Source organism: Neisseria sp. KEM232 (assembly GCF_002237445.1).
Lineage (GTDB): Bacteria > Pseudomonadota > Gammaproteobacteria > Burkholderiales > Neisseriaceae > Neisseria.
In genome coordinates this window covers 1760268-1772710 of sequence record NZ_CP022527.1, presented here as the reverse complement: position 1 = coordinate 1772710, position 12443 = coordinate 1760268, and the positions used below count along the sequence as shown (strand labels likewise).

General features: G+C 58.8%; 7 protein-coding genes and 1 pseudogene. 5 read left to right on the top strand and 3 right to left on the bottom strand.

Annotated features, from left to right (window positions below; all coding sequences use genetic code 11):
- Positions 1-3: 3 nt before the first annotated feature.
- The 3 genes from CGZ77_RS08735 to leuS all read right to left on the bottom strand — a co-directional run bounded on the left by CGZ77_RS08735 (position 4) and on the right by leuS (position 4421).
- Positions 4-1089 carry a DegT/DnrJ/EryC1/StrS aminotransferase family protein gene (locus CGZ77_RS08735; RefSeq protein WP_036495541.1) on the bottom strand — a complete coding sequence of 362 codons (1086 nt, stop codon included), beginning with the start codon at positions 1087-1089 and terminating at the stop codon, positions 4-6.
- Positions 1090-1128: 39 nt separating this feature from the next.
- Positions 1129-1707: an acyltransferase gene (locus CGZ77_RS08730; RefSeq protein ID WP_003770384.1), complete on the bottom strand. Its 579-nt coding sequence runs from the start codon at positions 1705-1707 to the stop codon at positions 1129-1131.
- Between the two features lie 86 nt (positions 1708-1793).
- Entirely contained in the window at positions 1794-4421 is a 2628-nt protein-coding gene (gene leuS / locus CGZ77_RS08725) for a leucine--tRNA ligase (protein ID WP_094031117.1), read from the bottom strand.
- Between the two features lie 306 nt (positions 4422-4727).
- Between leuS and CGZ77_RS08720 the strand changes: the two genes are divergently transcribed.
- The 5 genes and pseudogenes from CGZ77_RS08720 to CGZ77_RS08700 all read left to right on the top strand — a co-directional run bounded on the left by CGZ77_RS08720 (position 4728) and on the right by CGZ77_RS08700 (position 12357).
- Complete coding sequence (locus CGZ77_RS08720; RefSeq protein ID WP_304528799.1) at positions 4728-7715, top strand: efflux RND transporter permease subunit; 2988 nt, start codon at positions 4728-4730, stop codon at positions 7713-7715.
- Between the two features lie 181 nt (positions 7716-7896).
- Positions 7897-9690, top strand: coding sequence for a translation elongation factor 4 (gene lepA / locus CGZ77_RS08715; RefSeq protein WP_009425314.1), 1794 nt, complete (start codon positions 7897-7899; stop codon positions 9688-9690).
- 79 nt (positions 9691-9769) lie between these two features.
- A pseudogene (locus CGZ77_RS08710) lies at positions 9770-10333 on the top strand (GTP pyrophosphokinase).
- A gap of 73 nt (positions 10334-10406) precedes the next feature.
- Positions 10407-11468, top strand: coding sequence for a signal peptidase I (gene lepB, locus CGZ77_RS08705; protein ID WP_009425312.1), 1062 nt, complete (start codon positions 10407-10409; stop codon positions 11466-11468).
- A 184-nt stretch (positions 11469-11652) separates the two neighbouring features.
- Entirely contained in the window at positions 11653-12357 is a 705-nt protein-coding gene (locus CGZ77_RS08700) for a YafY family protein (RefSeq protein WP_009425310.1), read from the top strand.
- Positions 12358-12443 lie beyond the last annotated feature (86 nt).

The window sequence follows — 12443 nt, the reverse complement described above, 5'->3', positions numbered from 1 at the left end:
GGTTTACCGTTTCACAGCCTGATGCAGCGCGCCGACTACCTGCCGCACCTGTTCCTCCGTCATATACGGGTGCATCGGCAGGCTCAATACTTCTTCGGCCACCAAATCGCCCACAGGCAGCACGGCATCGGATACGACGGCGGGCTGCTTGTTGAGCGGAATCGGGTAGTGCACGGCGGTCGGGATGCCTGCCGCTTTCAAGGCCGTCTGAACGGCATCGCGGTTTTTCACGCGCACGGTGTATTGGGCATACGCGCTGATATTGTGGCTTTCGATAAACGGTGCGGCGATGCCGGCTTTATCCAGTTCCTGCGCGTAAACGGCGGCAACCTGCCCGCGCAGGCCGATTTCTTCCTCCAGAATCGCCAGTTTGGGCAACAGGATGGCAGCTTGCAGCGTGTCCAGACGGCTGTTTACGCCGACGCGGATATGGTGGTAGCGGCGGTCTTGGCCGTGGCGCGCGATTTGGCGGATGACGGCGGCCAGATTGTCGTCGTCAGTAAAAACCGCGCCGCCGTCGCCGTAGCAGCCCAAAGGTTTGCTGGGGAAGAAGCTGGTGCAGGAAACAGTGGTCAGGCTGCCTGATTTGCGGCCTTTGTAAGATGCGCCGAAACTCTGCGCCGCGTCTTCGATGACGGGCAGGTTGTGGCGGGCGGCGATGGTGTTAACCGCATCGAAATCGGCACACTGGCCGTAGAGCGATACGGGCACGATGGCTTTGGTGCGCGGGGTAATCGCGGCTTCGAGCTTGGCGGGGTCGAGGTTGTAGGTTTGTTCGACGATATCGACGTAAACCGGTTTTGCGCCGAGCAGGGCGATGGTTTCGGCGGTGGCGATGTAGGTAAACCCGGGGGTAATCACTTCGTCGCCCGCGCCTACGCCTAAAGCCATCAGGGCGATTTGCAGCGCGTCGGTGCCGTTGGCGACGCCGATGCAGTGTTTCGCGCCGCAGTAGGCTTTGAGTTTGTCTTCCAGTTCGGCCACTTCGGGCCCCAAAATATATTGGCCGTGCGAGAGGACTTTTTGTATGTTTGCGTCGATTTGGGGTTTGATGCGCGCCTGCTGGGCGGCGAGGTCGATGAATTGCATGGTGTTTCTCATGGTGGGTAGGGCATTTTTCAGACGGCCTCAGGCTTTGCTGAGGAGGCCGTCTGAAAGGATATACGTTTCGCCGCTGTGCGGGCAAACGGCTTTGCCGCTGCCTGTGAGCGGCAGTTGTTCGAGCTGTTCGCCGTATTCGCTCATCCAGCCGATTTGGCGGGCGGGCACGCCGACCATCAGGGCGTAGTCGGGCACGTCTTTATTGACCACCGCGCCTGCACCGATAAAGGCAAACCTGCCTATGGTGATACCGCAGACGATGGTGCAGTTCGCGCCCAGCGTCGCGCCGGTTTTGACCAAAGTGTCGCGGTATTCGCTTTTGCGCTCAATCAGCGAGCGGGGGTTGTAGACATTGGTGAACACCATGCTGGGGCCGCAAAACACGCCGTTTTCCAAGTGAACGTTGTCATACACGGAAACGTTGTTTTGGATTTTGCAGTCGTCGCCGATGGTTACATTGTTGCCGACGAACACGTTTTGGCCGAACGAGCAGTTTTTGCCGATTTTCGCGCCGCCGCAGATGTGGGCGAAATGCCAAACGCGGCTGCCCGCGCCGATTTGCGCTCCTTCGTCGATAATGGCGGTGGGGTGGACGGTGTAGTCCATTTTCCGGTTCCTTCGTTTTGATTGATTGAGGCCGTCTGAAAAACCCAAATCCGCTTTTCAGACGGCCTTTATTGTGCCGACGGGCTTTACACCACGATGTTCACCAGTCTGCCCGGCACGACGATGATTTTCTTGGCGGGTTTGCCTTCCATGAATTTCACCGCGCCTTCGGTGGCGAGTGCGGCGGCTTCGAGGTCGGCTTTGGAGGCGTCGGCGGCGACGGTGATTTTGCCGCGCAGTTTGCCGTTGACTTGAACCATGACTTCGATTTCGGATTTGACCAAGGCGGCTTCGTCGACTGTCGGCCAGCCTGCTTCCCACAGTTTCGCGCTATTCAATTCGCTCCACAGGGTTTCGCAGATGTGCGGCACGATGGGCCACAACAGGCGTACGGCGGTTTCCAATACTTCTTGGGCGACGGCGCGGCCTTGTTCGCTGCCGGTGTCGGTTTTGTCGTATTGGTTGAGCAGTTCCATCACGGCGGCGACGGCGGTGTTGAACTGCTGGCGGCGGCCGTAGTCGTCGGAAACTTTGGCAATGGTGGCGTGCAGCTTGTGGCGCAGTTCTTTCAACTCTTTATTCAGGCTGTCGTGGCCGTCTGAAAAGGCGGGCACGGTGCCGTGGGAAACGTGTTCGTACACAGTGCGCCACAGACGGCGCAGGAAGCGGTGCGCGCCTTCTACGCCGCTGTCGCTCCATTCGAGCGACTGTTCGGGCGGCGCGGCAAACATCATAAACAGGCGGGCGGTGTCTGCGCCGTAGGCATTAATCAGCTCTTGCGGATCGACGCCGTTGTTTTTGGACTTGGACATTTTTTCCGTGCCGCTGATGACGACGGGCAGGCCGTCGGCTTTGAGGACGGCGGAAACGGGGCGGCCTTTGTCGTCGAAAGTCAGTTCGACATCGGCGGGGTTGATCCAGTCTTTGCTGCCGTTGGCATTTTCGCGGTAGTAGGTTTCGCAGACGACCATGCCCTGCGTGAGCAGGCGTTCAAACGGCTCGTCCACTTTCACCAGGCCTTCGTCGCGCATCAGTTTGGTGAAGAAACGCGCGTATAAGAGGTGCAGAATCGCGTGTTCGATACCGCCGATGTATTGGTCGACAGCGCCCCAATATTTCGCGGCTTCAGTCGATACCATGCCTTCTGCGAACTTGGGCGACATGTAGCGGAAGAAATACCAGCTCGATTCCATGAAGGTATCCATGGTGTCGGTTTCGCGTTTGGCCGCGCCGCCGCATTTGGGGCAGGCGGTTTCGTAAAATTCGGGCATTTTGGCCAGCGGCGAACCCATGCCGTCGGGCACGACGTTTTCCGGCAATACCACGGGCAGCTGCTCGGCAGGCACGGGCACGTCGCCGCATTGTTCGCAATGGACGATGGGAATCGGGCAGCCCCAGTAGCGTTGGCGCGAAATGCCCCAGTCGCGCAGGCGGTATTGGGTTTTCGGTTCACCCGCGTCTTGGCTTTGCAGCTTGGCGGCGATGGCATCGAAGGCCGTCTGAAAATTCATACCGTCCAAGTCGCCGCTGTTGACCAAGACGCCGTTTTCTTTGTCGCCGTACCATTCTTGCCATTGGTTTGCGTCGAATGCGTTGTCGCCGACGGCAATGACTTGTTTTTTCGGCAGATTGTATTTGGTGGCGAACTCGAAATCGCGTTCGTCGTGCGCCGGAACCGCCATCACCGCGCCGTCGCCGTAGCCCCACAATACATAGTTGGCAATCCACACTTCGAGTTTGTCGCCGTTGAGCGGATTAATCACAAAGCGGCCGGTGGGCAGGCCTTTTTTCTCCATCGTTGCCATATCCGCTTCGGCCACGCTGCCGGCTTTGCATTCGGCGATGAAGTTTTGCAATTCGGCATTGCCCTCGGCAGCGGCGGCAGCCAGCGGATGCTCGGCGGCCACGGCCACATAAGTCGCGCCCATCAGCGTGTCGGGGCGGGTGGTGTAAACCTGCAAAAACTCGGCGTAATCGCCGCTCAAACCGGCTTTGCTGTCGTCTGAAACCGCAAAGCGCACATTCATGCCGCGCGATTTGCCGATCCAGTTGCGCTGCATGGTTTTCACCTGCTCCGGCCAGTGTTCGAGCTTGTCCAAATCAGCCAAAAGCTCCTCGGCGTAATCCGTGATGCGGAAGTAATACATCGGGATTTCGCGTTTTTCCACCAACGCGCCGCTGCGCCAGCCGCGCCCGTCGATCACCTGCTCGTTGGCCAATACCGTTTGATCGACCGGATCCCAGTTCACCGTGCCGAGCTTGCGGTACACGATGCCCTTTTCAAACAAACGCGTAAACAGCCACTGCTCCCAGCGGTAGTAATCCGGCTTGCAGGTCGCCACCTCGCGCGGCCAGTCGATGGCAAAACCGAGGCTTTGCAGCTGCTTTTTCATATAAGCGATGTTGTCGTAAGTCCACGCCGCAGGCGCAACGCCGTTTTTCATCGCCGCATTTTCAGCCGGCATCCCGAAAGCGTCCCAGCCCATCGGCTGCATCACATTAAAACCGTTTAACAGCTTGAAACGGCTCAACACGTCGCCGATGGTGTAATTGCGTACATGCCCCATATGCAGCTTGCCGCTGGGATAGGGAAACATCGACAAACAATAATATTTCGGTTTCGACGCGTCTTCGACAGCATGAAAAATACCCGCATCGCTCCATTTTCGGCGGGCGGCGGGTTCGACGGCGGAGGGGTGGTAGTGCTCTTGCATGGCGGATGTCTTTCGGTAAAAAATTTAAGGCGCGGATTATACCGTTTTCAGACGGCCTTTGTTTATAGGATGAGGCCGTCTGAAAGATGCGTTGCGGGGGTGTGAAAAGGCCGTCTGAAAGAGGGCAGGGCGGTTTTCAGACGGCCTTTGACGAAGGTTTTTACACCTGCTTAAGTTTGGCTTAAGGTTCGCCGCTGCCGCCTGCTTTATGCTGGCGGCCTTTTTTCGCCCGCGTTTTCGCGCCGGCGCGTTTTTCCACCGTTACGATTGGTTTTCCTATGGCCCGTTTTTTTTATCAACCGCCCCGTGTTTGCGTGGGTTTTGGCGATTTTTGTCGTGCTGGCAGGCGTGCTGGCGGCACGCACGCTGCCTTTGGAGCAGTATCCGCACATCGCGCCGCCGCAGATTTCGGTGAGCGCCAGATACAGCGGCGCGTCGGCGGCAACGGTGAACGACTCGGTGACGCAGATAGTCGAGCAGCAGATGAAGGGTTTGGACGGGCTGATTTATATGAGTTCCACCGCCGATTCGTCGGGCAAATCGCGCACGACGCTCACTTTCCTGCCGGGCACGGACACCGACGTGGCGCAGGTGCAGGTGCAGAACGCCTTGCAGGGTGTGCTGTCGCGCCTGCCGCAGGACGTGCAGAACCGCGGCGTGTCGGTCACCAAGGGCGGGCAGGACAATCTGGTCACATGGACGTTTGCCACGGATCAGCACGTTTCGCGCGTGGAAGTGACCGATTATCTGGCGAGCAATGTGATGGATGTGCTCTCGCGGGTGGACGGTGTGGGCGAAATCTCGCTCTACGGCAACCAGCACGCGATGCGTATCTGGCTCGATCCGCACAAGCTGGCCGCTTTGGCGATGATGCCTTCCGACGTGGTGTCGGCCATCCAGACGCAGAACACGCAGGTGTCGGCCGGCCAGCTCGGCCAGCTTCCTTCCGTTCCCGGGCAGGATTTGAACGTGCCGGTGCAGGCGCGCGGGCGCTTTACCGACGCCGCCCAGTTTGAAAACATCATTCTGCGCAGCGGCACGGACGGCATGGTGGTGCGCCTCAAAGACGTGGCGCGGGTGGAATTGGGCGCCGACGGCTACGACGTCAATTCGATGCTCAACGGCAAAGTGGCGGGTGCGCTGGGCATTGTGATGGCCGACGGCGCAAACGCGCTCGACGTCGCCACGGCCGTGGAGGCGAAAATCCGCGAGATGGAGCCGCTGTTTCCCTACGGTTTGAAAGCGGATACCGCGCAAGACAGCATTCCGTTTGTCAAAGCCTCGTTACAGGAAGTGCTGCACACGCTGGGCGAGGCCGTGCCTGTGGTGTTGGCGGGTACGCTGGGCGTACTCTCGCTTTTGGGCTATTCGGTGAACATGCTGACGATGTTTGCGCTGGTGCTGGCCATCGGCCTGCTGGTGGACGATGCCATCGTGGTGGTGGAAAACGTCGAGCGGCTGATGCACGAAGAGAGTTTGGATGCGAAAGCGGCCACAGAAAAATCGATGGACGAGATTTCTTCGGCGCTGGTGGGCGTGGGCATGGTGCTGTCGGCCGTGTTTGTGCCGATGGCGTTCTTTCCCGGATCGACCGGTGTGATTTACCGCCAGTTTTCGGTAACGCTGATTGCGGCGATGGGCTTTTCGGTGTTGGTGGCGCTGACGCTCTCGCCTGCGATGTGCGCCCAATTTCTCAAAGCCCGTCCGCACGACAAACCCGCCGGCGGCCTGTTCCGCGCCTTCAACAAAGGCTTCGACAGCCTCTCGGAGCGCTACGGGCGGACGGTAAACCGCCTGTTTGCACACGGCAGAATCATGTTTGCCGCCTTTTTGGCCGTGTTGGCTGCCTGCACCTTTTTGTTTGCACACCTGCCCACGGCCTTCCTGCCCGACGAAGACCAGGGTTTTCTCACCGTAGACATCACGCTGCCGGTGGGCGCAACCGACAAATCGGTGCAGAAAACCGTGGCCGACCTGACGCAATACTTTGCCAAGCAGCCCGAAATCGACAGTTTTCTCGCCATCACCGGCAACGGCGGCAGCCAGGGCAATGCCGCCATGTTCCTCAAACTCAAGCCGTGGGACGAGCGCCGCCGCCCCGACCAGAGCGCCGCCGCGCTGGAAACGCGCTACGGCAAAGAAACGGGCGGCCGCTCGGGTGCGCGCATCGTCGTCAGCCAGCCGCCCGTCGTGCGCGGACTGGGTTCGGGCAACGGCATCAGCTTCGTTATCAAGGACATGAACGGCGCGGGCTACGACAAACTCGTCGCCGCCAAAGACCAATTTATCGAAGCGGCCGCTGACAGCCCCTATCTGCGCAAAGTGCGCGCCAAAAACCAAGACCCGCGCCCGCAGCTTGTCGTCGATATCGACAACGACCTGGCCGCCTCCATGCAGATCGCCCCCGCCGCCGTCAACCAGTTGCTCAACCAGGCGCTGGGCGGCAGCTATGTCAACGATTTCGTCGACAAAGGCCGCGTCAAACGCGTATACGTTCAGGCCGACGCGCCTTACCGTATGCAGCCGCAGGACATCGGCCTCTGGCAGGTACGCAACGGTGCGGGCGAGATGATTCCGCTGTCGGCATTCAGCAGCGTGCGTTGGGAAACCGCGCCGCCGCAGCTGATACGCTTCAACGGCAGCCTCGCCATGGACATGCAGGCCGGCGTGCAGCCCGGACAAAGCTCGGGCAGCGCGATGAAGGAAGTGCAAAACCTGATGGCCAAACTGCCCGCAGGCTTCGGCTACGAATGGACGGGCGCGTCTTTGCAGGAACAACAGGCCGGCTCGCAGGCACCCGCGCTGTATGCTCTGTCTGTCCTGTTCGTTTTCCTGTGTCTGGCCGCTCTGTACGAAAGCTGGCGCATCCCGTTTGCCGTTATCCTTGCCGCAGGCTTGGGCGTGCTTGGCGCACTTTCCGCCACCGCCCTGCGCGGGCTGGACAACGACGTTTTCTTCCAAGTCGGCCTGCTCACCACCGTCGGCCTTGCCGCCAAAAATGCCATCCTGATTGTGGAATTCGCCATGCAGCTCGTGCGGCAGGGGGAAACGCCCATGCAGGCTGCCGTCGCAGCCGCCCGCCTGCGCCTGCGTCCCATCGTCATGACCTCGCTCGCCTTCGGCCTCGGCGTGCTGCCGTTGGCGCTGGGTACGGGCGCGGGGGCGGGCGGACGCATCGCCATCGGCACGGCGGTGCTCGGCGGCACCGCCGCCTCCACCGTGCTCGGGCTGCTGTTCGTGCCGCTGTTTTTCGTTTGGATCAAACGTCCCGCGAAAACGGACAAGGCCGTCTGAATCCACGCCGCAGGCATCGACGGGGCAGAGGCCGTCTGAAAACCTTTCAGACGGCCTCACTCTGCTTTGAGTGCGCAGAACAGGCCGTTTTCCGCTAGAATGCGCGGCTGTTTGCATTTTTGAAGATTCAGGCCGTCTGAAAGGCTTTCAGACGGCCTCCAAACTTAAATAAAACGCTGCCATGAAAAACATCCGAAATTTCTCCATCATCGCCCACATCGACCACGGAAAATCCACCCTTGCCGACCGCTTTATCCAATACTGCGGCGGCTTGGAACAGCGCGAAATGAGCACCCAGGTGCTGGACAGCATGGATATTGAAAAAGAACGCGGCATCACCATCAAAGCGCAAACCGCCGCGCTTAACTACAAAGCCAAAAACGGCGAAACCTACCTCCTAAATCTCATCGACACCCCCGGACACGTGGACTTCTCCTACGAAGTCTCGCGCAGCCTTTCCGCCTGCGAAGGCGCGTTGCTCGTAGTGGACGCGTCGCAGGGCGTGGAAGCGCAAACCGTGGCCAACTGCTACACGGCGATTGATTTGGGCGTGGAAGTCGTGCCCGTATTGAACAAAATCGACCTGCCCGCCGCCGACCCCGACCGCGTGTCGCAGGAAATCGAAGACATCATCGGCATCGATGCCGTGGGCGCGGTGCAGTGTTCCGCCAAAAGCGGTATCGGCGTGGAAGACGTACTGGAAGAAATCGTCGCCAAAATCCCCGCGCCCGAAGGCGATGAAAACGCGCCTTTGCAGGCTGTGATTATTGATTCGTGGTTTGACAACTACGTTGGCGTGGTGATGCTGATTCGGGTGAAAAACGGCACCATCAAGCTCAAAGACAAAGTGCGCTTCATGTCCACCAAAGCCGAAAGCCAAGTGGAACAGCTCGGCGTGTTTACACCAAAATCCGTGCAAAAACAAGAACTCAAAGCGGGCGAAGTGGGCTTTCTGATTACCGGCGTGAAAGAGCTGGGGCAGGCGAAAGTGGGCGACACCGTTACCCTTGCCAACAACCCCGCCGCCGAGCCGCTGGCAGGCTTTAAAGAAGTGCAAAGCCAAGTGTTTGCCGGTCTCTATCCCGTGGAAAGCCACGACTACGAAGCCCTGCGCGATGCGCTGGAAAAACTGCAACTCAATGATGCCTCGCTGAAATTTGAACCCGAAGTGTCGCAGGCTTTGGGCTTTGGTTTCCGCTGCGGCTTTTTGGGGCTGCTGCATCTGGAAATCGTGCAAGAGCGCTTGGAGCGCGAGTTTGACATGGATTTGATTACCACCGCGCCCACCGTGGTGTATGAAGTCTTGCTCAAAAACGGCGAAAAAATAGACGTGGAAAACCCGTCCAAACTGCCCGACATCGGCACCATCGAAACCATTATGGAGCCGATTATCACCGCCACCATCCTCGTGCCGCAGGACTATGTGGGCAACGTGATGACCCTGTGCAACCAAAAACGCGGCGTGCAGCGCAATATGCAGTACCTCGGGCGGCAGGTGATGCTCACTTATGACCTGCCGATGAACGAAGTGGTGATGGACTTTTTTGACAAACTCAAATCCACCTCGCGCGGCTATGCCTCGCTGGACTACGAGTTCAAAGAATTTCAGCCTGCCGATTTGGTGAAGCTGGACATTATGGTAAACGGCGACAAAGTGGACGCACTCAGCCTGATTGTCCACCGCCAAACCGCCGTGCAGCGCGGGCGCGAACTCGCCAGCAAAATGCGCGAACTCATCCCGCGCCAAATGTTTGACATCGCCGTTCAGGCTGCCATCGGCGGGCAGATTATCGCCCGCGAAAACGTCAAAGCCCTGCGCAAAAACGTACTCGCCAAATGCTACGGCGGCGACATTACCCGTAAGAAAAAACTGTTGGAAAAACAAAAGGCAGGTAAAAAACGCATGAAACAGGTGGGGAATGTGGAGATTCCGCAGAGCGCGTTTTTGGCGATTTTGCAGGTGGGGGATAAGTAGGGTTTCAGACGGCCTAGGTTGATAAAAGGCCGTCTGAAAGCTGTAAAAGCCGTTTTCAGACGGCCTGAAAGGCAAAACCATGCAAGAAACCAACCTGCAAAAAACCGAACGCCAATCCGCGAAATCAACCGCATCCACGCCCAATATTCGCAGGATTATTTTGAAACCGGCAAAGTCGCCAAGCTCAATCTCAGCCGCACGCTTGCCCATGTGCCGGCCGAACATATTTTGTCCTACCGTCTCAACCTGCACGAAGCGATTAACGACTACTTGGCATTCGCCGACACGCGCGGCATAGACTTTTTCTACCGCGTCAAAACCGCCGAAAGCATCGCCGACAAAATCCGCCGCTACACCGAGCGTGAAAACCAATATCCCGTCAACAATATCCTGAACGACATCTTCGGCGCGCGCGTGATTCTGCCGTCGGAGAGCGTCGCCGAAATCATGCAGCGGCTGGACGACTGGAAAATACAGCCTGAAAAACCGGTATCTGCGCGACGAAAACGGCTGCATCGGCGTACACATTTATTTTGAACCCGATGATTGCTACCCGTGGGAACTGCAAATCTGGGACGAAAAAGACGCCGCCGAAAACATCCGCAACCACATTGCTTACAAACGGCAGTTCGTCCCTGTCTGAAATACCTTTCAGACGGCCTCAACGCTTGAAAAGGCCGTCTGAAAACAATCACAAACAACAAGGAAAAAACATCATGAACCAATTTGTCTATCTCGCCGTTGCCGCCCTGATCGCGGGCATCGGCCTGTTTTCCCTCAGCAGCAAAGAGCGCAACGAAAAAGGCGAGTGGGGCGACGGCCTGCAATGGGGCTACCTCTTAATGATGGTCGGCGTGTTCGGCGTGCTGGCGGTCAAACTCAGCTTCACCGCCGTTTTGCTGATTTTTGTCGCCTTTACCGGCGCCGTGTGGCTGTGGCGCAAGCTCTCGTTCAAGCCGACGCGGCAGGTGCAGACCGACGAAAAAGGCCAGAAAATCCTCACCGGCTCGCTCGACGACGAAAACCACTTCCGCGACTATATGGCGGGCTTTTTCCCCATCATCCTCGCCGTTTTCGTGCTGCGCACCTTCGTGGCCGAGCCTTTCCAAATCCCGTCCAGCTCCATGCGCCCGGGGCTGGTAAAAGGCGACTTTATCCTCGTCAACAAATTCGCCTACGGCATCCGCACGCCGATTGTCAACAACGTTCTGATTGACACGGGCAAAGTGGAGCGCGGCGACGTGGTGGTGTTCAACTATCCGCTCGAACCCTCCGTCAACTACATCAAACGCGCCGTCGGCCTGCCGGGCGATACCGTCGAATACAAAGACAAAGTGCTCAAAGTCAACGGCAGCATCGTCGAAACCGACACCGAAGCGGGCGCCTACGCCTACCCGCACGACGACAATCCGCAGCAAACCGTCGAAGCCCGCCGCTTTGCTGCCGATTTTTCCGGACGGAACTTCGACGTGCTCAAAGCCGACGGCGTGCCTTCCGTCAGCACCGAATCTCTCGGCAACTACGTCTTCACCGCCGATTCGCAGGGGAAAAAAGCGCAAACCGACATTCAGCACCAAAACTGCCGTTACGAAGAAGACGGCAGCGGCTTCACCTGCACCGTGCCGCAGGGCAGCTACTTTATGATGGGCGACAACCGCGACCACAGCGCCGATTCCCGCTACTGGGGTTTTGTGGACGACAAACTCATCGTCGGCAAGGCCTTCTTTATCTGGATGAATTTGGGCGAATTGGGACGCATCGGCAGCGGCATCCGCTAAGCCGCTTTGTTTTCATCAACGGCAGGGTCTGTTGACATTCGGCTTGCGGGTATTTTTGCCCAAACACCGCCGCAAGGCTGATCGTCAACAGACCCTAAGGCCGTCTGAAACCCGCCGCCGCGCAGCGCGTTTCAGACGGCCTTTCTCTATTTGAACCGCCCGCCCTCCGACCGGAAAACCAAATATGAACAAAAGCCAACGCCTCCTTGCCCTGCTCGATCTGCTGCGCCGCCGCCGCCATCCCGTTACCGCCGAAACGCTGGCAGGCCGTCTGAACGTGAGCGCGCGCACGGTGTACCGCGATATTGCCGATTTGTGCACACAGGGTGCGGACATACGCGGCGAAGCGGGTTTGGGCTTTGTGTTGCGCGGCGATTTCGGCCTGCCGCCTTTGATGTTTGACGAAGCGGAAATCGAGGCACTCGTGTTCGGAATGCGTTGGGCGGCGGCCAATGCCGACGGCGAAATGGCGCAACACGCCCGCTCCTCGCTGGCGAAAATCCATGCCGCGCTGCCGCCCAAGCTGCGCGAACGCATCGACAGCCAGTCGCTTTACCCACTCAGCCGCATTCAGACGGCCTCCCCCGTCGAAAGCGAAACCCTCGCGCTGATTCGCGCCGCCATGCGCGGCAACCTCGCGCTCTCGTTCGATTACACCGATGCCGCGAAAAACGCCACCCGCCGCACGGTATGGCCGCTGGCCGTGGGCTATTTCGACGATGCCCGCGTGCTGGCGGCATGGTGCGAAATGCGGCAGGATTTCCGCCATTTCCGCACCGACCGCATCGCCCGCCCCGCTACGGGCAGCGCGTTCCCCGCCGAGCGCATGGTGCTGCTGCGCCAATGGCTCAAACGCGAAGGGCTGGATTTGTCGGCGTTTGAAATTTGAAGGAACCACGGGCTTTCAGACGGCCTGCCGCTGCAAAAAGGCCGTCTGAAACGCTGCTGACAAAAGCTGTCAACCGCCGCGCCTAT

Coding starts and splice junctions, on each gene's coding strand:
- CGZ77_RS08735 (WP_036495541.1), bottom strand. CDS start 1,089: ATGCAATTCATCGACCTCGCCGCCCAGCAGGCGCGCATCAAACCCCAA.
- CGZ77_RS08730 (WP_003770384.1), bottom strand. CDS start 1,707: ATGGACTACACCGTCCACCCCACCGCCATTATCGACGAAGGAGCGCAA.
- leuS (WP_094031117.1), bottom strand. CDS start 4,421: ATGCAAGAGCACTACCACCCCTCCGCCGTCGAACCCGCCGCCCGCCGA.
- lepA (WP_009425314.1), top strand. CDS start 7,897: ATGAAAAACATCCGAAATTTCTCCATCATCGCCCACATCGACCACGGA.
- lepB (WP_009425312.1), top strand. CDS start 10,407: ATGAACCAATTTGTCTATCTCGCCGTTGCCGCCCTGATCGCGGGCATC.
- CGZ77_RS08700 (WP_009425310.1), top strand. CDS start 11,653: ATGAACAAAAGCCAACGCCTCCTTGCCCTGCTCGATCTGCTGCGCCGC.